The following is a 19203-nucleotide window of genomic DNA, read 5'->3' as shown; positions in this document are numbered from 1 at the left end:
CATGACGACGACGTTTCCCCGCCTGATCGTTTTCGGCGAAGCGCTGACCGATTTCATTCGCGACGACGCGCAGCACTGGCACAGCGTCGCCGGCGGCTCGTGCTGGAACGTCGCGCGCGTCGGCGCGCGACTCGGCGTGCCGACGGCCTTCGCCGGCACGGTCAGCCGCGACACCTTCGGCGACGAGCTGATGCGCAAGAGCGCCGATGCAGGGCTCGACATGCGCTTCATCCGGCAGGTCGACCGCGCGCCGCTGCTCGCGATGGTCGTGTCGAAGCAGCCGCCCGACTATTTCTTCATCGGCGAAAACAGCGCCGATCTCGCGTTCGATCCGGCCGACTTGCCGGCAGGCGCGTTCGATGCGGCCGACATCGTGCACGTCGGCTCGCTCGGCGTCGTGCGCGAGCCGCTCGCGTCGCGCCTGATCGCGCTCGCGCAGGCCGCGCGCGCCGCCGGCAAGCGGATCTCGTTCGATCCGAACTTCCGCGCGCCGATGGCCGCGCCGTCGTATCGCGACACGCTGCGCCGGCTGACCGCGCTTGCCGACTGGATCAAGGTATCCGACGAAGATCTGCGCGGGCTGTTTCCCGAACTCGACGAAGCGGCCGCGCTCGCGCAACTGCGTGCATGGGCGCCCGACGCGACGATGCTCGTCACGCGCGGCGCAGCCGGCATGCAGTTGCTGCATCGCGATACCGTGCTGTTCCAACCCGCGTTCCCGACCGAGGTGGCCGATACGGTCGGCTGCGGCGATGCGAGCATCGGCGGCTGGCTCGCGAGCCAGCTTGCGCGGCCCGACGCGACGGACGCCGAGCATCTGCGCTACGCGGCCGCGTGCGCGGCCGTCGCCTGTGAACACGCAGGCGCCTATGCGCCGACGGCCGCGGAAGTGACCGACATGATCGAGCGTACCGCCGCCAGCGCCGCGCTTTCGCAATAGACGGCGCCGACGCGCCGCGCCGTCACGCGGCGTTCGTGCCGCCGCTGCCGTCCCTGCCGTTCGGCGGCCTGCCGGCCTGCAGCAGTTGCAGGCTTTCATCGACGCTCAGTTCCGACATCGCGTCGTCGTGCAGCGTACCGTCCGCCGCGCGGCGCAGTGCATGCAGCGCGTGCACCTTGAGCCGGACCAGCGCGAGCCGCAGCCCGCGCGCCGCGCATTCGGCCGCGAACGTGCGCAACGATTCGATCGTCGTGCCGTCGACATCGGGCGTTTCCTCGAGGCTCAGCATCACGGTATGCGTGTCCGGCGCGGCCTTCATCAGCGCCCGCACGCGATTGAGCATCGGGTCCGCGTTCGCGAAGAACAACTGCGCCTCGGGCCGCACGATCAGCACGCCCGGCACCGGCTTCGCATCGGCATGGCTCGCGACGTCGACGAAATCGTGGCTGTCGCGCAACCGGCCGAGCACGCTGACGTTCGGCTCCGACAACTTGCGCAGCGTCAGCAGCAGGCTCACGCCGATGGCCGCGAGCAGCCCGTGCAGCACGCCGAGCACGAGCACCGCGAGCAGCGCCGCGATCACGACGAGCCGGTCGCGATGCCAGGCCCAGTACGGCCGGAACACGGACGGATGCAGCGAATGGCTGACCGCGAAGATCACGATCGCCGCGAGCACCGGCTCGGGCGTGCGCGCAAGTTGCGGCAGCAGCAGCCAGACGATCAGCGCGACCACGCCGGCCGCCCACAGGCCGGCCACGCGCGACTGTGCGCCGGCCGCCTCGTTCGCGGACGTCGCCGAATAACCGGCGCCGACCGGCATCCCGTGCAACAGGCCCGACACGAGGTTCGCGCAGCCGAGCGCTACGAGGTCGCGGTTCGGCGACACGGTATCGCCGTGCTTCAGCGCGAAATTGCGGATCGATCCGTACGATTCCGCATAGAGGATCAGCATCAGCGCGAAGGCGAGTTCGACCGTCTGCATCCACGCATTCCGGTCGAGATGCGGCAGGCCGAATTCGACGTGCCGGAAGTCGATATGGCCGACGATCGCGATTCCGTACCGCTGCCAGTCGATCGCGTAACCCGCCGCGATCGACAGCACGATCACGACGAGCGTCGCCGGCACGCGCGAGCTGCGGCCGAGCACGAACAGCAGCGCGAGTGCCGTCGCGCCGAGCACGACGCTCGCGAGATTCGCGTGCGGCGCGCCGGCGAACAGGTCGAGCACGACGTGCGGCGCATCGCTGTGCTGCACGGAGATCGCGAGAATCTTCGGCAGCTGCTTGATGACGATCGTCAGCGCAAGCCCGAACGTGAAGCCGCGCAGCACCGGCCGCGCGACGAAATCCGACATGCCGCCGAGCCGCGCGACGCCAGCCAGGATGAACAGCACGCCCGTCATCGCGACGAGCGCCGCCGCCAGCGCGAGCTGCGCGGCCAGCGCCATCCCCGATTCGGCGAGCACGGTCGCCGCGAGCACCGCGGCCGACGACGACGTCGACGACACGATCGCGAAGCGGCTGCTGCCCGTCAGCGCATAGACGACCAGCCCCGACAGCAGTGCGATCAGGCCGGCCTGCGGCGGCAGGTTGGCGAGCCCCGCATACGCGACCGCCTCCGGAATCAGCAGGCCGGCGATCGACAGACCGGCCAGCGCATCGAGGCCGACGCGCCGCGTGCGCGGCACGGCCGGCGCGTCGATCGTCGCGAAATGGTCCGGATGCTGCGGGCCGGTGTCGGGGCGGATCGGAGCGATCGTCATGAGGCGGTGCGCGCCATGCGCCGGTCAGGGTTTGACGGCAATCACGCCCGACCAGCCGGGCAGATAGCGCGCATCCTGGTCGTGCGCGCGATGCAGCGCGACATCGAGCGCCTTCGCGAAATTCTTGCGGATCTGATCGAGCGACACGTGCTGGCGCAGATAGTCGGCCCACAGGAATTCGCTGAACGGCGTCGCGTCCTTCGCGTAGCCGCCCGCCGTGCGCAACTCGCCGGCGAGGCTGCGGTACGGATCGTCCTCGAGGCCCGTCAGCACCTTCGGCAAATGCGCATAGTCGCGCCGCGAGCCGTCAGGGCCGAACGGATGCACCCACTGGTTGTGTTCCATCATCCGCCAGAAAATCGTGTCGTCGAGCCACGACAGATCCTTCAGCAGCATCGCGTTCACCTGCGACTCGCCCTCCTCGATCAGCGCGAGGCCGAGATGGTGGTGATCGGTGATGTAGTGCAACCCGTCCGGGCCGAGGACGGCCGGGAACCAGTGCGATTCGATCGCGGCCCTGCGGGCGCGCTTGTTCAGCGCCTTCCAGTGCTTGCGCTTCGCTTTGACCTCGCGATAGCCGACCGTCATCTGGGTCGGACGCAGCGCGTCGAGCCTGACGGGAATGAGATGAACGTCGTTGCCGAGTGCCATGGTCGTACCCCATGTAGCGAAATTCCGGCAACGATACTCCTGAACGCGCGCGCCGTTAATCCGTCGTGATCGCGATGCGCGCTCGGTCGACGATCTCCGACATCTGCCGCGTGCACGACGCCGCGCTACGCGCGCAGATCGTCGCGTTCGAGACGATGCCGAATGTATGGCATGCCGTCGTGCACGATGCTCACCCGCCGCATCCCGAGCTTGCGCGCCACGTTCAGCGAGCCGCTGTTGGCCTCCGCGATGTCGGCGATCACGCGCGGCAGGCGCACGGTGTCGAACGCGTGCCGCACGACGGCCGCCGCGGCCTCGCTCGCGATGCCGCGCCCCCACGTCGCACGCACGAGCCGCCAGCCGATCTCGACGTCGCGCGACCCGTCCTTGTAGTCGGGAATCAGCAGGATCCAGCCGATGAACACCTCGGGCGCGGCCTTCTCGAAGATCGACCAGTAGCCGAGGCCCGGCGGATAGTCGCGCGTGATCCGGTGCGTGACGAAGCGGCGATGCTCGTCGGGGTCGTGCCACGGGCCCGCGATGTGGCGCGTGACCTCGGGATCGCGATCCATCTCGATGCATGCATCGAGATCGGCCAGCACGCGCGGACGCAGCCACAGCCGTGCGGTTTCGAGCACGGGCAACGTGTCGGCGGAACGGTCGGTCATCGGGACTCCTGATTCGGTGACGACGCACAGCGAGCGCATTACAGAACTGATACAAAAAGCCTTCCGGAATGATACAGAGACCTGTCGCGCACCTCGCGCGGCTCCGTTTCCGTTTCCGAAACAGTGCATTTCATAGGGATTATTCCCGATTCGCGGTTATCGCGCCCCACATCGCACGGCGCGCAAGCCTACACTCGATCAGTGCCCCGCGCCGCGCGCGCGCCGGGCCGGCATCCGCATGCACATCGCGAGCGCGCAAGCCAACGAGGAGACCCGCACATGAGCTGGACCCGCGAGCAACGCAACGTCACGATCGCCGCCTACCTGGGCTGGACGCTCGATGCATTCGATTTTTTCCTGATGGTTTTCGTGCTGAAGGACATCGCCGCGGAATTCGCGTCGACGATCCCCGCCGTCGCGTTCGCGCTCACGCTGACGCTCGCGATGCGCCCGCTCGGCGCGCTGATTTTCGGCCGGCTCGCCGACCGCTTCGGTCGCCGCCCCACGCTGATGATCAACATCGCGTGCTATTCGCTGCTCGAGCTTGCGTCGGGTTTCGCGCCGAGCCTGACCGCGCTGCTCGTGCTGCGCGCGCTGTTCGGCATCGCGATGGGCGGCGAATGGGGCGTCGGCTCCGCGCTGACGATGGAGACCGTGCCGACCCACGCGCGCGGCTTCGTGTCCGGGCTGCTGCAGGCCGGCTACCCGAGCGGCTATCTGCTCGCGTCGGTCGTGTTCGGCCTGTTCTACCAGACCATCGGCTGGCGCGGGATGTTCATGGTCGGCGTGCTGCCGGCGCTGCTCGTGCTGTACGTGCGTGCGCACGTGCCCGAATCGCCGGCCTGGAAACAGATGGAGAAGCGAGCGCGCCCGAGCCTCGGCGCCACGCTGAAGCAGAACTGGAAGCTCACGATCTACGCGATCGTGCTGATGACCGCGTTCAACTTCTTCTCGCACGGCACGCAGGATCTCTATCCGACCTTCCTGCGCGAACAGCATCACTTCGACCCGCATACCGTGTCGTGGATCACGATCGTGCTGAACGTCGGCGCGATCGTCGGCGGCCTGTCGTTCGGTTCGATCTCGGAGCGGATCGGCCGGCGCCGCGCGATCTTCATCGCCGCGCTGATCGCGCTGCCCGTGCTGCCGCTGTGGGCGTTCTCGAGCGGCCCGGTCGCACTCGCCGCCGGCGCGTTCCTGATGCAGATCTCGGTACAGGGCGCGTGGGGCGTGATACCGGTTCACCTGAACGAGATCTCGCCCGACGAGATCCGCGCGACCTTCCCTGGTGTCGTCTACCAGCTCGGCAACCTGCTCGCGTCGGGCAACGCGACGATACAGGCGTCGCTCGCCGTGTCGAACGGTAACAACTACAGCTTCGCGCTCGCACTCGTGGCCGGCATCGTCGCCGTCGCGATCGCCGTGCTGATCCTGTTCAGCCGCGAACGGCGCGGCATCGACATGACGCAATCGGTCAATACGCGTACCACCGCCGGGTGAACCCGCACGTTGCGGCACCGCGTCATCGCGCGCACCCCGCCCGGCCGGGCGCGGGTGCCGCGCTTTCCGCACCTGCACATCGAACTAGAGGAATTGATCCAGATTCCGCGCTTGCCCGGTCCGCCCGCGATTTTTTATCTTAATAAAAACGACTGTTTGAATCAGATAATCAAATCACCTGTTCGCGGCCGGGAAACCGGCATGGGAGGCGGAACATGGCAGTAAGTCAGGAGGGGCGGCCATCCGCGGGACGGCCGTCTGGGGCACGGTCATCCGGCACGCGGCAGACCGGCGGGACGAAGGCGCGCATTCTCGATGCGGCCGAGGACCTGTTCATCGAACATGGCTTCGAAGCGATGTCGATGCGGCAGATCACGTCGCGCGCGACGGTCAATCTCGCCGCGGTCAACTACCACTTCGGCAGCAAGGAAGCGCTGATCCACGCGATGCTGTCGCGTCGGCTCGACCAGCTGAACCAGGAACGCCTCGGCATCCTCGACCGCTTCGATGCGCAACTCGGCACGCACATCACGTGCGAGCACGTGCTCGGCGCGATGTTCATTCCGGCGCTGAAGGCATCGCGCAATCCCGAACGCGGCGGCCCCGGATTCCTGCGGCTGATCGGTCGTGCGTACACAGATCCTTCGCCGTTCGTGCGCAACTTCCTGACCGCGCATTACGCGAGCGTCGCGGGCCGCTTCTTCGACGCGTTCCAGCGCGCGCTGCCGCACCTGCCGCGCACCGAGCTCGGCTGGCGGCTGCACTTCGCGATCGGCGCGCTGTCGGGCGCGCTCGCGGGCGCCGAGACGGAAAGCCTGATCGACGAGTTCTCGCAAGGCCGCACGATGAACGACGTGCAGATGATCGCGCGGCTGTCGTCGCTGATCGTCGCCGCGTTGAAGGCGCCGATGCCCGACAGCGCGCAACTGTCGATCTTCGCGGCGGTGCTCGACGACGCGGGCGCGAGCGAAGCGTTCGGGCTGCCGCAGTCGGGCACGCCAGCCGCCGAGGCGGCCACGCTGCATTCCACGAACTGAGCGCGCGAGGCCACGCGCGGCTTCCTGTTCATGATTTGATTGATACGCGCGGTCGGGCGCGGCGTCTCGAGACGCCCGCGTCGACCAGCCGCGAAGCACGGGGCATGGGCCGGCGCTGACGCGCGGGCCCGCACCGAAAGCCAAGACCGGAGACACGTCATGTCATCTTCCGCAGCAACCACCTCGGCCCAGATTCCGCCGAACACCGACGCCGTCTGGTACGCGTCGTACCCGCCCGGCGTTCCGCACGAGATCGACGTCACGCAATACGCGTCGCTCGTGCAGTTCTTCGACGAATGCACGACCCGCTTCGCCGACCGCGTCGCCTACGTGAGCGCCGGCGCGTCGATGACCTACCGCACGCTCGCGCAGAAGGTCGACGCATTCGCGTCGTATCTGCAAAGCGTTGGCGTGAAACCCGGCGACCGCGTCGCGATCATGCTGCCGAACACGTTCCAGTATCCGGTCGCGCTGTTCGGCACGCTGAAGGCCGGCGCGATCGTCGTCAACGTGAATCCGCTCTACACCGCGCGCGAACTCGCGCATCAGTTGAAGGACAGCGGCGCGCAGACGATCGTCGTGTTCGAGAACTTCGCGCGCACGCTGCAGGACGCGCTGCCGGAAACGCAGGTGAAGCACATCGTCGTCACGGCGCTCGGCGACCTGCTCGCCGACGGCTTCAACGCGAAAGGACGCCTGATCAATTTCGTGCTGAAGCACGTGAAGAAGCTCGTGCCGGACTACCGCCTGCCGCAGGCGATCCGGCTGCGCTCCGCCCTTGCGCTCGGCGCGCGCGGCAAGCCGCAGCCGGTGCAGACCACGCGCGACGATCTCGCGTTCCTGCAGTACACGGGCGGCACGACCGGCGTCGCGAAAGGCGCGATGCTCACGCACGGCAACCTGATCGCGAACCTGCTGCAGGCGAAGGCCTGGATCGCCGACCAGGTGTCGGGCGACGTCGAAACCGTGCTCACGCCGCTGCCGCTCTATCACATCTATTCGCTGACGGTGAACGCGTTCATCTTCATGGGGCTCGGCGGGCGCAACATCCTGATCGCGAACCCGCGCGACATGAAGATGGTGATGAAGATCATCCGCCACGAGACGTTCACGGGGATCACCGGCATCAACACGCTGTACAACGCGTTCCTCGACAACGAGGAATTCCGCCAGCGCGACTTCTCGAAGCTCAAGCTCGCGATGGCGGGCGGGATGGCGATGCAGCGCGCGGTCGCCGAACGCTTCCAGCAGGTGACGGGCCGGCCGGTGGTCGAAGGCTACGGCCTCACCGAGTGTTCGCCGATCGTCACGATGAATCCCGTGGACCTGAACCACATGGCCGCGTTCAGCGGTTCGATCGGGCTGCCCGCGCCGTCGACCGTCGTGCGCTTTCGCCGCGAGGACGGCACCTGGGCCGCGATCGGCGAGCCGGGGGAGCTGTGCGTGCATGGCCCGCAGGTGATGCGCGGCTACTGGCAGCGACCCGACGAGACGGCGAAGGTGATCGACGCCGACGGCTGGCTCGCCACCGGCGACATCGGCGTGATGGACGAGCGCGGCTTCATCCGCCTGATCGACCGCAAGAAGGACATGATCCTCGTGTCGGGCTTCAACGTCTATCCGAACGAGATCGAGGAAGTGCTCGTGATGCATCCCGGCATCAGCGAAGCCGCGGCGATCGGCATTCCGGACGAGGTCCAGGGCGAACGGATCAAGGTGTTCGTCGTGCGGCGCGATCCGTCGCTGACGGCCGAGGACGTGCTCGCGCACTGCCGCAAGAACCTGACCGGCTACAAGATGCCGAAATTCGTCGAGTTCCGCGACGCGCTGCCGCAGACGAACGTCGGCAAGATCCTGCGCCGCGCATTGCGCGACGAGGAACTCGCCAAATTCAAGGCCGCGAAGCAAGGCTGAACGATCCATCGCTCCGGGAGACGCTGTCGATGAACGAAGGAATGAAACGCCGCGCGCGGCGTGCCGCCGTGGCGGCCGTCGCGTGCGCGCTGTCGCTCGCGCAAGCCGGGCTGCACGCACAGGAAACCACCGGCGCCGCGAGCGCGGCGCAGGCGGTCGCACTGCCCGCGGACCTCGCGAAGATCACGCACGAGCCGGTTGCGCAACAGGCGCGCTGGCTGCGCACGGCGGCCCAGCGCGGCACGCTCGCGCAACTCGACGACGCGACGCTCACCGCACTCTTCAAGGCGCTCGATCCGCTCGCCGTGCCGCTCTACATCCGTAACGGCCCGAACGGCTATCCGTCCTACCAGTTCACGATGGTGCGCCAGGAGCGCATCAACGGAAAATGGCCCGACACGCCCGACCGCATGCTCGTGAAGACGACCCGCGAGCCGCTGCGCGTGTATGCGAAATGGCTGCCGGGCGGCGCGCACGCCGGACAGGAAATCATCTACGACACGACGCAGCGCAAGGACGAGATGTACGGCCACCTCGGCGGCCTGCTCGGCAAGATCCCGCTGTGGACGGCGATCGACGGCGCGCTGGCGCGCGCCCAGTCGAATCATCAGGTGAAGGATCTCGGCACCGAGTTCATCGCCAACCTGTACCTGGCCGAAGGGAAGAAATACGTGGAAGCCGGCGTGCAACGGCCGACCGATGTGGAGGCCAAAACGATCGACGGCGTGCGCGTCGTCGCGCTCACCTATGAAACGCCGACCGGCCGGCCGCAGTTCTATGCGAAAAAGGAAGTGCTGGGGCTCGACCTGCATGCTCCCTATTTCCGGACCGTCGAATCCTATGACAACGACGGCAGGATCTTCGAGCGGATCGTCATCGAGAAAATCGCGCCGACGCCCCTCGACGACACCTCATTCGACCCGAAAAACCCCGACTACGCGTTCTGACGTGCGTCGGCGGCGGGCGCCACGGGCTCAATCGTCATCGTCGTCGTGGTGCCGATGCCAGTTGTCATGGTGCTTGCGCCACTTGCGGTAGCAATCGTCGTCGTCATCGCCGTCATAGCCATACCCGTAGCCCGGATAGGCGACGGCGGCGGGCGGCGGCGCCACATAGACCGGCGCCGGCTCGACATAGACCGGAGCGACCGGTACGCCGATGCCGACCGACAGGTCGACATGCCCCGCCATTGCACTACCGGAAACGAGCCACGCCATGCTCCCGATCACCGCTGCCACTTGCCTCTTGTTCATGCTCCGCATCCCTGATAAGCCGGCCCGCCCGGCTCGCGCGACCAATGTAAGCGCGGCGCGCGCACCAAGGTGATACGGGGTTGCGAGAGCCGTAACGCAGCGTGACGAAACGGCTTCGGCCGTTCGGCCTAATCGCGAAAATGCGCCGGAACGTCTATAGTGGGTTACGGTTCGACACAATCGCGACTGCGCGCTCCCCTATCGAACAGGGTAGAATTCCGCCAAACGCCTTGTGGACGAACACGCCACACACACGCACAACATATTCTCTGACGCAGGCTCCTGCCGCACCTCAATGGCCAATCCCGCAGAATCCCATCCGCAAAACGACTTCATCAATTCGGCGCGCAAGGAACGTAAGCGTGTTGAAATCTATCTCGTCAACGGCATTCGTCTGACGGGGTGTATCGAGTCGTTCGACCAGTATCTGGTGATGCTGCGCACCCCCGTGGGTCTGCAAGGCATCTACAAGCGCGCGATTTCCACGATCCAGCTCGACACGGGCGGCTCGCGCCCGGGCGGCGGCGGCCCCCGCGGCCCGCGCACCGGTGGTCGCCCCGGCGGCCGTGAAGGCGGCGGTCACAGCCCGTACGGCTCGCACGGCGGCCCGCGCGAATCGCGCGGCGACGGCGGCTACGGCTCGCGCGAGCCGCGTGAAAGCTACGGTTCGCGCGAACCCCGCGAGGGTTACGGCTCGCGTGAGCCGCGCGAAGGCTACGGCGCACCGCGCGAGCCGCGTGAACCGCGCGAAAGCTACGGCGCGCCGCGCGACACCGGCGACGCCTCCGGCAACACCGCGCCGTCGGATTCCCGCAGCGGCAACGGGCCGGTGATCGTGACGCGCCGCCGGCGAATCGTGCCGGACGGCCAGTAAAACAAAAAGGGCAAGCCAACCGGCTTGCCCTTTTCACTGGTGCGGCCGGCGCGGCACGTCGCCGCGTTGCCGCCGTTACCGGGTTCAGCGTGCCGTCGTCGGCAGGCCCGCGTCGGCCTCGCGCTGCAGCGAACGCACTTGCTGCTGCAACGCCCGCAGTTGCGACTGAAGTTCAGCCTGCTGTGCCTGCAGCGTCGCGGTTTCGCTCCGCACGCTCTTCTGGCGATCCGCCACCGCCGCCTGCTGCTGGCGGGCGATCGAGATGTCCGCCTGCAGACGCCGCGCGCGGTCCTGCGCGACTTCGATCTGCTTGTCCATCTGCGCCTTCTGCGATTCCAGCTTCGCCGCGCGCAGTTCGTCGACGGCCAGCCGCTCCGCTTGGCGCGAGAAGTCGCGATAGATCGCTTCCGCCCGCGCTTCGTTGTACGTCTTGATCACGCGCCAGAATGCCTTCTGCTGGAACAGCGCGACGAAGTACGCACCGTCCTTGACGTTGAACAGCAGGCTCGCACCGTAGCTGCCGTTGTAGCTCGTGCGCATTTCCGTCAGCGAATGCGCCTGGATCTGGCGCTGCAAATCGTCGACCGTGCTCGGCCCCGTCGACTCGCCGGCCTGCGGCTGCACCGACGTCTGTGCCTGCGAATCGATCACCGGAATCGCGGCCACCGGCGCCGACGCCGGCTGCACCGCCGATGAATCGCTGCCTGCCAGCCCCTGCGCGAACGCGCCTTGCATGCCTCCTACCAGGGCGAGCAATACGCTCACCCGCCCCAACCCCGTCATATGGCTCATGAAGTTCTATTCCCGCCCGAGTCGTTGTAATTCAACGCGATTTTATCTCATTAATTACTCGCTTTCGCGGGTCTCGGGCTCTTCGTCGAAGATCTGGTATTTGCGCATTTTTTCCCACAATACCTTGCGGCTGATGCCGAGTTGCTGGGCCGTGTCCTGACGTCGCCAACCGTTTGCATCGAGCGCCGCGATCACACGGTTGCGCTCGTTCATGTCCCATTTGCTGCGATCGACGAACACTTCGGCCGCACTCTCTGCCGGCACCGGCTGGGCCGAGTTGCGTGCATGCGCGATCAGCCGCTGCAGCCGCGCGGCATCCCAGCCGCCCGTCTGCCGTACCGTCACGCCGACGCGCTCGGCGAGGTTGCGCAGTTCGCGCACGTTGCCGGGGAAATAGCTGTCCGCCACCGAATCCGTGAGCCAGTACGGCAGGTCGGACAACTCGGCGAGCCGCTCCTCGCCGACCACCTGGGCGACGAACGACTTGAACAGCGCGATCTTGTCCACCGCACCGCGCTCTTCCAGCGACGGGATGCTCAGCTCGATCACCGCGAGCCGGTAGTAGAGATCGGCGCGGAACAGCCCTTCCTTCACCAGTTGAGGCAGCTTCTTGTTGCTCGCCGCGACCAGACGGAAATCGACCTTGACCGGCGCCGTCGCGCCCACGCGCAGCACCGCGCCGTCCTCGAGCACGCGCAGCAGCTTCACCTGCTGGTACAGCGGCAGATCGCCGACTTCGTCGAGGAACAGCGTGCCGCCGGCCGCCTGCTCGAAATAGCCTTTATGCGCAACAACCGCGCCCGTGAACGACCCTTTCGCATGGCCGAAGAACAGCGATTCGAACAGGCCATCCGGAATCGCGCCGCAGTTCACCGGTACGAACTCGCCGTGCCGATAGCGGGAATGCTTTTCGTGCAGCAGTTGCGCGATGCGCTCCTTGCCGACGCCGGTTTCGCCGTGCAGCAGCACGTTGGTGTCGCAGTCGGCGAACGTATCGACTTCGTGCAGCAGCGCCTGCATCGATTCGGAGTGCGCGACGAGTTCCGACGGCTGCAACGTTTCGGCGGCGTGCGCGCGCAGTTGCGTGACGAGCTTGCCGATCATCCCGCGCAGTTCCGCGCACGTGAAGTCGAGCGGCAGGATGTGCGAGTACTCGGGCGGATACTGCGACGCGTCGTGGTCGCGCGCCGCGCCGACCCAGACGACCGGCATGCCGATATTGGCCTGCCAGTCGCGCAGGAATGCCGCGCCGCCTTCGATCATCGTCACGCTGATGATCGCCAGCGACCGCCGCATCGCGGCGCGCTCGGGCGAGACCGTCGCGTTGTCGGCGCGGATCACTTCGACGTCGAAGCTCGCCATGCACCGGGCGACGCGGTCGACGATGTCCGCCTTGCCTTCCCAGACGTACAGGTCGAGCTCTTCGATTGCGGGCGTATTTCTCATCTGATCTGCTTCTTCAGTAAACCGTTTGGGCGACCCCGCAATTGAGCGAGATCTGATGGACCGTCGCCGCGCCGACCTGGACGCCGAGGAGATTCAGCAGCGGAACGAGGACTGCGTCAAGACTCGACAGGAGCGGGTCGAGCAGACTGGTCAAAAACGTGAGCAATGTGGAGACGAAGTTCCCCGGGACCGTCAGGATGTTGGCGCCGAACAGGCCGAGATTGACGGTGATATTCGCAGCCGCGAGTTGCGTCAACGCCGAGCTGAGCGCCGAGCCGAGCGCATTCGAGTTCACTGTCCAATAATTCGCATCGATCCCCGGTACGCCACTGAACGTATGCGATTGAGACGCGCCCTGGACCTGAACCGATATGTTGGACATGGACACTGTCAACTGGGCCAGCCCGAGAACATTGGAGTTGATGATCTGTGCCGGCGATGTACAACTGTAATTCGACGACAGGCTGATTTTGCCGAACGAATCGAGCGGCGGCTTGCCGATGCACAGATTGGCCACGCCCGGTTGCGCGGTAATGACTACCGTGCTTGCCGCCTGCGTGGAAGCGCATTGCGTCGAGTTCAACGTCGCGGTGCCGGTACCTACCTGAAGATAAATCGGCAGATTGACATCGACGTTCACGTTCAGCACCGCCAGCAAAGCGCCCAGCAGCGGTAACTGCGCGGTACCAAGATCGACATTCAGATACACGCCCACCGCCGCCGTCGACGCCTTCGTCCGCCATGTTCCCGTCGCCGGGTCCTTCCCGCCCTCGCCGACGCCGATCGACGGCGGGCTGATGATCTGCACCTGCAATTGCGTCCCCGTCAGGCCGCCGAGATTCAGCGACGGCACGTTGACCGTCACGGCCGGCTTGCCCGTCGCCGCGATCTCCGCGCCGACCATCAGCAGATCAAGCAAATCCACCTGCGCGTTGAGCGCCGCCTGCGTATCCGCGAGCGCGACGTTCAGCAACCCGCCCGCGCCGCCGAGCCCGATCGACGTGCCCGGAATGTTCGCGTTCAAAATCGCTTGCAGCGTAGCAATGCTCACCTGCAGGCTTGCGTTCGCGACGGTCGTCTTCGTGGCTGCGTTCACCGTCAGTTGGATCAGTTGCGGCAACGTGAGCTTCAGCGCGAGCAGTTGATCGACCGTCCCGACACCCGCCGCCACGACGAGGTCGCCGACCGTCACGTTCGTGCATGCAAGCGCTTGATACGATGCGATGTTCAGGTCCAGGGCGGCGCCGAGCAGCGCACTGACCAGCCCGTTGACGAGCCCCGGATTGCCGGACGCCGGCGCGGATCCGCCCGAGCAACCGACCCCGCCAAGCGCGGCCAGGGTTGCGCCGACCGAGAACGTATCGATGTTCGTCGAACGCGCGGTCGATACCGCGGACACCGTTTGCGGCGGTCCGACGAAGAAGAACGGCACCTGACGCGTGACGATTACCTTGGCCGCGTTCAATTGCGTGGTCCCGGATGTCGCGGCAGCGTAGTAGCTGGGTGCCGGGTTGGCCGACGTATCCCAACGGCCGCACTCGATGTTGATCGTGTCGCCGTTCGACGCGTTGAGCCCGTTCGACCGCGCGTTGCTGGTCGCGGTGGCAGTCGGCTGCGAACAGGCGTCGTCCATCCGCTGCACGGCCGCGAGCGCGGCCATGTCGGCAATCCGCTGCACGTCCCGACGCTGGTAAAAGAGATTACCGACGCCAATGGCGCCCAGCGTCGTGATGGCGATCAGCGTTGCGATGATTGCCATCACCGAGAACGCGCCCCGCTGTCGTGACGCGCGACGGATCGTGCCGCCACTGTGCCGGGTAGTCACCGTTGTGCTCCGTCAGCGCGCGAGATCGCCACCGGACAGTCCGCCGCTGCCGCCGCCGCCGTTACCGCCGCCCGATGCCGACATCGTGCCGAACCACTGTGGAATCGGCGTCTTGAACGAGTCGATATAGCGCTGATAGGCGAACGTGCCAGCCGCGCCGTCGATCGGTTGCGGCGTGGCGGCCGCGCGATTCGAGCGCTGCAGGTCGAGCAACGCGTTCGTCGCAGGACCGATTTCGGACGCCGGCGCGTCGCTTTGCGCATGCACGACGCCCGCCCCCAGCGAGCATGCGAACGCGATGCACACGGCCCGCACGCGGATTGAGGAAAGGTGAAACATGATGGCCTCCGTGGATATCGTTATCGCGCGAAACGCTGCAGCAGCGGCACGGCAAGATCCAGATTGTCGCTACTCGCCACCGACGGCACGGACACATTGGCCGGCGCATAGGCGGTAGCGCGTTGCTTCGCGCGCATCGCAGCCGCGACCTTCGTCTCGTCGTCGCGAATCTGGCTGCGCACCGCGGGCGACAGCTTCTGCTGATCCATCAGCCGCCGCGCGTCCTTCGCATGACCGGTCGCGAGCAGGTAAAGCACGAAGTTGCTGAGGATCTTCGGGTTCTTCTGTTCGAGTTCGGCCGCCTTCAGCAGCGGCACGCGCGCACCCGCCAGATCGCCTTCGCGCATCTTCGAATACGCGAGGTCGGACAACGTCGCCGCATCGGTCGGCGCAAGCGCCGTTGCCTGTGCGAGTTGCTGCGCGGCCAGCGCGAAATCGCCACGGGCGCCGGCGGTCAGGCCCAGCCCGCGATAGCCACGCGCGGCGAGCGGCGTCGTCAGCAATTGGGTATAGGCGGCCACGCCGGCGTCGTACTGGCCGGTCGCGCGCAACGCGTCGGCACGCAGCAGGATCGTGTCCGGCGATACTCCATATTGCTTCTCGTACTGATCGATGTGCGCGAGCGACGCAAAATACAGCCCCTGCGCCTGCATCCGTTCGATCAGACCCAGATACATGCCCGGCGTATCGGGCGGCGCGTTCTTGTCGGCGGCGGCCTGCATCAACGCGCCGCGTTCGGCCTGCGCACCGATTCCGTATCCGGACTCCTTGAACATCGCGCACCCGCTGGCCAGCAACGCACACGCCGCCGCGCCTGCAATCGTGCGAACCCGCCCCAATCGATTCATCTTGTGTCGCTCCTTCCCCTCATGCCGCATCAGTGCTGAAACGCGGCGAGCGCGGACAGCACGGTCATGATCCCGGGCCCCGCAGTCACGATCAACAGCGCCGGCAACAGCGTGACGATCATCACGCCGGTCATCTTCACCGTCAGGCGGCCGATCTGTTCGCGCAGCGTCGCGCGACGCCCTTCACGCAGACGGTCGCCGAATTGTTTCAGCGGCTCTTGCACCGCGCCGCCATGCTTGTCGACCTGAATCAGCAAGCGCACGATCGCGCGTAGATCCTCGTTGTCGAAACTACTCGTGAGGCGTTGCAGCGATTGCTCGCGCGTGCGCCCGGCCGCGAACTGCCGTTGCGCGACGCCGAGTTCCCACGACAGCACCGGCAACATCGTCTGAAAATCGTGCGTAACGACCTGGATACTCTGGTCGAGCGACAGGCCGACGCCCTGCAGCAGTCGCAACATGTCGACGAGCAGCGGCAGTTCGGCCACAATGCTGCGCCGGCGCGCGGTCGCACGTCGCCGCACGTAGATTTTCGGCAGCATATAGCCGGTCACGAGCGCGACGGAGATCCACAACGGCCAGCGTGTCTGCTGTCCGCGACCGATCAGTACCAGCACGGCGAGCGCCGGCAGCAGGATCGCGCAGACGATGCGCGCACCGACGAACAGCGCTCTGGCGCGCACGTCGACGAAACCGCACTGCTCGAGCAACTGGCGATCTTCGTCGGCGATCAGATACCTGCTGAAGCCGGTCTCGAGCCAGCGCATCCCGACGCCTTCGAAGCGTTCGCGCAGCCCCGCGAAACGGACGCGCTGCGCCGCAGGCGGCGCCGCGTCGCGCGCAGGCTCCGCGGCACCGGCGCGCGCGGCGGCCGCCTCGACCGCCGCCGCCCGGCGATCGAGCGCATCCACCAGCGCGCGCTCGGCACGCTGCACGAGCACGATGCGGACGATCGCGAGCGCGGCGAGCAGCAGCACGCCGACCGATCCGAGCACCAGCGCAAGTGCGCCTAGACGGTTTGCATCCATCGCTTCACCTCAGCCGCGCGATCCGGTACAGCCAGAAACCACCGACCGCCTGCAGCACGAACGCCAGATAAACCATCTGCCGCCCGTTTTCGTCGCTCCACATCGTCGTGAAGTAGCGCGGGCTCGTGGCGATGACGAAGCTGCCTACCGCGATCGGCAACAGCGCCAGCACCCATGCGGACAGCCGCGTTTCGGCCGACATCGCGGCCAGTTCGCGTTCCGCCTGCTCGAGATCGCGCATGAACGTCGACATCCGGTCGAGCATCACGTCCGCCCGCCCGCCGTAGCGGACCGACAGACGCAGCACCGCACCGACCAGTTCGAATTCGCGGATACGGTAAGTGTGCGCGATGTGCAGCATCGCGCGATCGATCTCGACACCGGAGCGCAGCATCCGCGACACGTCGTCGAGGCAGCGGCGCAGCGGCATCTCGGCCGTCTGAAGCGCCGACTGGAACGCCGCCGGCACGCTGTTCCCGAGCGTGACGAGCCGCACGATCCCGTCGAGAAACGACGGCAACTGACGGACGATCTTCAGGCGGCGCCGGCTAACGCGCGACGTGATCCACAACACGATGAGCACACTGCCCGCAACGACCGCGGCCACCGCGGCGATCACGCCGCCCGCCATGCCGGCCCACAACGCGAGCAGCCCGAGGACCACGAGCGCCAGCATGAAGCCGGTGCGCACTTCATCGAGGCCCGCACGGTCGGACAGCACGGCCCACGCACCGAACGCCGACGCGCGCCAGCGCGCGAACCTCTGTTCGGGATCCTGTGCATTCGCCGTACCGGCCGCCGGCGCGCGCGCGGTGCGCGTTTCGCCGGCTGCGGCCGCGGCGCGCGCGCCCTGTCCCACCCGGCTGTCGAAGAACCGCTGCGCATGCGCACGCCCTGCCCGCACCTGGCTTGCGCGCCACAGCAGCAACCCGGCCGCCGCGCAGATCAACGCGAACATCAGCGCGAGCAAGGTGGCGCTAGACATTGAAGCCTCCGCCTCGCCCGAAGTGGCCACCGAACCCACTGCCGCCAGACGACACCAGCGTGCTGCGGAAACGTGCCAGCTTCGGCGAATGCGGATGAATACCGAGCGATTCCCAATGATCGATCTCTTCGCCCTCCGGCGTGACGCGCGCCTCGTAGCGATACAGCTCCTGCGTCGATACGATGTTGTCCGACATGCCGGTGACTTCGGTGATCGACAGGATGCGGCGGCGGCCGTTGGAGAGCCGCCCGATCTGCACGATGAAGTCGATCGCATTGGCGATCTGCCGCCGCAGGCTTGCTTCTGTGCCCTGAAAACCTGCGAAACCGGCCAGCATCTCAAGCCGGTACAGGCATTCGCGCGGCGAACTGGCGTGCACCGTGCCCATCGATCCGTCGTGGCCGGTATTCATCGCCTGCAGCATTTCGAGCACTTCGCCGCCGCGCACTTCGCCGACGATAATCCGGTCCGGCCGCATCCGCAGCGTGTTCCGCAGCAGGTCGCGAATCGTCACGATGCCGCTGCCGTCGAATCCGCCGGGACGACTCTCGAGCCGCACGACGTGCGGGTGATTCAACGACAGTTCGGCCGTATCCTCGATCGTCACGACGCGTTCCGCCATCGGGATGTGGAACGCCAGCGCGTTCAGCAGCGACGTCTTGCCCGAACTGGTGCCGCCCGACACGAGGACGTTGCAGCGCGCATCGACAGCGGCCTCGAGCAACCGGCCGATTTCCTCGTTGTAGGTGCCGTTGCCCAGCAGATCCTCGGGCTTCAGCGGGTCCTTGCGGAACTTCCGGATCGACACGACCGGGCCGTCGATCGACAGCGGTTCGATCACGACGTTGACCCGCCCTCCGTCGGGTAGCCGGGCATCGACCATCGGGTTCGATTCGTCGAGCCGCCGGCCGACCGGCGCGAGAATCCGTCGCACGATCCGCAGCAGATGCGCGTTGTCGGTGAAGCGGATCGGCAGCTTCGACAGGATCCCGTGGCGCGACACGTAGATGTCGTTGTAGCCGTTAATCAGGATGTCCTCGACATCCGGGTCCGCCAACAGGTCTTCGATCGGCCCGAAGCCGGCGAGCTCCTTCGTCAGCGCCTCGGCTACCGCGCGCACCTCGCTCTCGTTGAGCGGGATGCGCCGCAGCCGCACGAAGCTGTCGATTTCGAGATCGACGAACTGGTTGATCGCCTGTCGCGACCACCGGCCGAATTCGGCACCCAGCTCCTCGATCCGCGTGAGCAGATGCTCGTGCGCGGCATTCTTGATGTCGTGGAACTGTTGCGTTTGCGAGAACGGCGCTGCGCCGTCGGCAAATTGAATGTCGTGTGGCATCG

At 66.6% G+C, this 19203-nt stretch carries 18 protein-coding genes; 6 read left to right on the top strand and 12 right to left on the bottom strand.

Going from position 1 to position 19203, the window contains the following annotated elements:
• The first annotated feature begins 1 nt into the window (after position 1).
• A complete protein-coding gene (locus tag QZM72_RS29055) occupies positions 2-940 on the top strand; it encodes a carbohydrate kinase (protein ID WP_301739791.1) in 939 nt (312 codons plus the stop codon).
• A 22-nt stretch (positions 941-962) separates the two neighbouring features.
• Here the strand turns inward: QZM72_RS29055 and QZM72_RS29050 are convergent, their stop codons facing one another.
• The 3 genes from QZM72_RS29050 to QZM72_RS29040 form a co-directional block, all read right to left on the bottom strand.
• A complete protein-coding gene (locus QZM72_RS29050) occupies positions 963-2702 on the bottom strand; it encodes a SulP family inorganic anion transporter (protein WP_301739790.1) in 1740 nt (579 codons plus the stop codon).
• 24 nt (positions 2703-2726) lie between these two features.
• Positions 2727-3353 (bottom strand): ParB-like protein, encoded by a 627-nt coding sequence (locus tag QZM72_RS29045; protein WP_301739789.1) that lies wholly within the window; start codon positions 3351-3353, stop codon positions 2727-2729.
• A gap of 125 nt (positions 3354-3478) precedes the next feature.
• Positions 3479-4021, bottom strand: a complete 543-nt coding sequence (locus tag QZM72_RS29040) for a GNAT family N-acetyltransferase (protein ID WP_089467940.1) — start codon at positions 4019-4021, stop codon at positions 3479-3481.
• A 279-nt stretch (positions 4022-4300) separates the two neighbouring features.
• Here QZM72_RS29040 and QZM72_RS29035 point away from each other — a divergent pair, with 279 nt between their 5' ends.
• The 4 genes from QZM72_RS29035 to QZM72_RS29020 all read left to right on the top strand — a co-directional run bounded on the left by QZM72_RS29035 (position 4301) and on the right by QZM72_RS29020 (position 9419).
• A complete protein-coding gene (locus tag QZM72_RS29035; RefSeq protein ID WP_301739788.1) occupies positions 4301-5521 on the top strand; it encodes an MFS transporter in 1221 nt (406 codons plus the stop codon).
• Positions 5522-5736: 215 nt separating this feature from the next.
• Positions 5737-6558 (top strand): TetR/AcrR family transcriptional regulator, encoded by an 822-nt coding sequence (locus QZM72_RS29030; RefSeq protein ID WP_089467331.1) that lies wholly within the window; start codon positions 5737-5739, stop codon positions 6556-6558.
• A 159-nt stretch (positions 6559-6717) separates the two neighbouring features.
• Positions 6718-8472 (top strand): AMP-binding protein, encoded by a 1755-nt coding sequence (locus tag QZM72_RS29025; protein WP_301739787.1) that lies wholly within the window; start codon positions 6718-6720, stop codon positions 8470-8472.
• Between the two features lie 29 nt (positions 8473-8501).
• Entirely contained in the window at positions 8502-9419 is a 918-nt protein-coding gene (locus QZM72_RS29020; protein WP_301739786.1) for a DUF1571 domain-containing protein, read from the top strand.
• 27 nt (positions 9420-9446) lie between these two features.
• Here QZM72_RS29020 and QZM72_RS29015 read toward each other — a convergent pair whose 3' ends face one another.
• On the bottom strand, positions 9447-9725 hold the full coding sequence (locus QZM72_RS29015; protein WP_301739785.1) for a hypothetical protein: 279 nt from the start codon (positions 9723-9725) through the stop codon (positions 9447-9449).
• A gap of 295 nt (positions 9726-10020) precedes the next feature.
• Here QZM72_RS29015 and hfq point away from each other — a divergent pair, with 295 nt between their 5' ends.
• Positions 10021-10599: an RNA chaperone Hfq gene (hfq, locus tag QZM72_RS29010; protein WP_089467328.1), complete on the top strand. Its 579-nt coding sequence runs from the start codon at positions 10021-10023 to the stop codon at positions 10597-10599.
• An 84-nt stretch (positions 10600-10683) separates the two neighbouring features.
• Here hfq and QZM72_RS29005 read toward each other — a convergent pair whose 3' ends face one another.
• From QZM72_RS29005 to QZM72_RS28970, 8 genes are read right to left on the bottom strand one after another with little or no spacing between them, the layout of a single operon-like run.
• Entirely contained in the window at positions 10684-11391 is a 708-nt protein-coding gene (locus QZM72_RS29005; protein WP_089467327.1) for a DUF2968 domain-containing protein, read from the bottom strand.
• A 54-nt stretch (positions 11392-11445) separates the two neighbouring features.
• Positions 11446-12837 (bottom strand): sigma 54-interacting transcriptional regulator, encoded by a 1392-nt coding sequence (locus QZM72_RS29000; RefSeq protein ID WP_089467326.1) that lies wholly within the window; start codon positions 12835-12837, stop codon positions 11446-11448.
• Positions 12838-12850: 13 nt separating this feature from the next.
• Positions 12851-14662 (bottom strand): TadG family pilus assembly protein, encoded by a 1812-nt coding sequence (locus QZM72_RS28995; RefSeq protein WP_301739784.1) that lies wholly within the window; start codon positions 14660-14662, stop codon positions 12851-12853.
• 12 nt (positions 14663-14674) lie between these two features.
• Positions 14675-15001 (bottom strand): DUF3613 domain-containing protein, encoded by a 327-nt coding sequence (locus QZM72_RS28990; RefSeq protein WP_301739783.1) that lies wholly within the window; start codon positions 14999-15001, stop codon positions 14675-14677.
• Positions 15002-15021: 20 nt separating this feature from the next.
• Positions 15022-15849, bottom strand: coding sequence for a pilus assembly protein (locus tag QZM72_RS28985; RefSeq protein WP_089467939.1), 828 nt, complete (start codon positions 15847-15849; stop codon positions 15022-15024).
• Positions 15850-15878: 29 nt separating this feature from the next.
• Positions 15879-16877 carry a type II secretion system F family protein gene (locus QZM72_RS28980; protein ID WP_301739782.1) on the bottom strand — a complete coding sequence of 333 codons (999 nt, stop codon included), beginning with the start codon at positions 16875-16877 and terminating at the stop codon, positions 15879-15881.
• Between the two features lie 4 nt (positions 16878-16881).
• Positions 16882-17862 (bottom strand): type II secretion system F family protein, encoded by a 981-nt coding sequence (locus QZM72_RS28975; protein ID WP_301739781.1) that lies wholly within the window; start codon positions 17860-17862, stop codon positions 16882-16884.
• The gene (locus QZM72_RS28970) at positions 17855-19201 is read right to left on the bottom strand and encodes a CpaF family protein (RefSeq protein ID WP_089467321.1); all 1347 of its coding nucleotides are present in this window, start codon (positions 19199-19201) and stop codon (positions 17855-17857) included. Before QZM72_RS28970 ends, QZM72_RS28975 begins: the two co-directional genes overlap by 8 nt.
• Positions 19202-19203 lie beyond the last annotated feature (2 nt).

This window comes from Burkholderia sp. AU45388, assembly GCF_030481585.1.
GTDB classification, from domain to species: Bacteria; Pseudomonadota; Gammaproteobacteria; order Burkholderiales; family Burkholderiaceae; genus Burkholderia; species Burkholderia sola.
The sequence above is the reverse complement of the archived record's forward strand: the minus strand, read 5'-3'. Positions and strand labels throughout refer to the sequence as shown.

Coding starts and splice junctions, on each gene's coding strand:
- QZM72_RS29055 (WP_301739791.1), top strand. CDS start 2: ATGACGACGACGTTTCCCCGCCTGATCGTTTTCGGCGAAGCGCTGACC.
- QZM72_RS29050 (WP_301739790.1), bottom strand. CDS start 2,702: ATGACGATCGCTCCGATCCGCCCCGACACCGGCCCGCAGCATCCGGAC.
- QZM72_RS29045 (WP_301739789.1), bottom strand. CDS start 3,353: ATGGCACTCGGCAACGACGTTCATCTCATTCCCGTCAGGCTCGACGCG.
- QZM72_RS29040 (WP_089467940.1), bottom strand. CDS start 4,021: ATGACCGACCGTTCCGCCGACACGTTGCCCGTGCTCGAAACCGCACGG.
- QZM72_RS29035 (WP_301739788.1), top strand. CDS start 4,301: ATGAGCTGGACCCGCGAGCAACGCAACGTCACGATCGCCGCCTACCTG.
- QZM72_RS29030 (WP_089467331.1), top strand. CDS start 5,737: ATGGCAGTAAGTCAGGAGGGGCGGCCATCCGCGGGACGGCCGTCTGGG.
- QZM72_RS29025 (WP_301739787.1), top strand. CDS start 6,718: ATGTCATCTTCCGCAGCAACCACCTCGGCCCAGATTCCGCCGAACACC.
- QZM72_RS29020 (WP_301739786.1), top strand. CDS start 8,502: ATGAACGAAGGAATGAAACGCCGCGCGCGGCGTGCCGCCGTGGCGGCC.
- QZM72_RS29015 (WP_301739785.1), bottom strand. CDS start 9,725: ATGAACAAGAGGCAAGTGGCAGCGGTGATCGGGAGCATGGCGTGGCTC.
- hfq (WP_089467328.1), top strand. CDS start 10,021: ATGGCCAATCCCGCAGAATCCCATCCGCAAAACGACTTCATCAATTCG.
- QZM72_RS29005 (WP_089467327.1), bottom strand. CDS start 11,391: ATGAGCCATATGACGGGGTTGGGGCGGGTGAGCGTATTGCTCGCCCTG.
- QZM72_RS29000 (WP_089467326.1), bottom strand. CDS start 12,837: ATGAGAAATACGCCCGCAATCGAAGAGCTCGACCTGTACGTCTGGGAA.
- QZM72_RS28990 (WP_301739783.1), bottom strand. CDS start 15,001: ATGTTTCACCTTTCCTCAATCCGCGTGCGGGCCGTGTGCATCGCGTTC.
- QZM72_RS28985 (WP_089467939.1), bottom strand. CDS start 15,849: ATGAATCGATTGGGGCGGGTTCGCACGATTGCAGGCGCGGCGGCGTGT.
- QZM72_RS28980 (WP_301739782.1), bottom strand. CDS start 16,877: ATGGATGCAAACCGTCTAGGCGCACTTGCGCTGGTGCTCGGATCGGTC.
- QZM72_RS28975 (WP_301739781.1), bottom strand. CDS start 17,862: ATGTCTAGCGCCACCTTGCTCGCGCTGATGTTCGCGTTGATCTGCGCG.
- QZM72_RS28970 (WP_089467321.1), bottom strand. CDS start 19,201: ATGCCACACGACATTCAATTTGCCGACGGCGCAGCGCCGTTCTCGCAA.